The sequence below is a fragment of the Seonamhaeicola marinus genome (genome assembly GCF_008085455.1).
In genome coordinates this window covers 1-616 of sequence record NZ_VSDQ01000619.1, presented here as the reverse complement: position 1 = coordinate 616, position 616 = coordinate 1, and the positions used below count along the sequence as shown (strand labels likewise).

The following is a 616-nucleotide window of genomic DNA, read 5'->3' as shown; positions in this document are numbered from 1 at the left end:
GTTTATGGTAGTAGCTATTACTGGCTATGGTATGGCAACGTTTGAAGGCCCTACATTATCACTTAAAAACGTAAACGCTATTGCCCACTTTACAGACTGGATTATTGCCCATGTACACGTTGGTGCTTTAGCCTGGAACGGCTTTATGGCTTTTGGTATAATTTACTATTTAATACCACGCTTATTTAAAACAAAACTACACTCTTTACCTTTAGCAAACTTACATTTTTGGCTAGGTACTTTAGGTATTATTATGTACGCATTACCTATGTATGTTGCTGGCTTTACCCAAGCTAGTATGTGGAAACAATTTAACCCTGATGGCACCTTAGTTTATGGTAACTTTTTAGAAACAGTTACCGAAATTATACCAATGTACTGGATGCGTGCCATTGGTGGCAGTATGTATGTTATTGGCTTACTAATTTTGGTTTACAATATTGCTGTTACAATTAAAAAAGGAAGTAAAGTTGAAGATGAGTTAGCCGAGGCTCCTGCGCTTGAACGCGTTACCAAAAAACGTACCGCTGGCGAAGGTTTCCATACGTGGTTAGAACGCAGACCAATACAATTAACAATTTTAGCAACAGTTGCTATTTTAATTGGTGGTATTATT

The 616-nt window shown here is 37.3% G+C and carries 1 protein-coding gene; it reads left to right on the top strand.

All coding sequences use genetic code 11. The features are described 5' to 3' along the window. A partial coding sequence (locus tag FUA24_RS10865; protein WP_187388252.1) for a cbb3-type cytochrome c oxidase subunit I occupies positions 1-616 on the top strand: 616 nt, incomplete at both ends.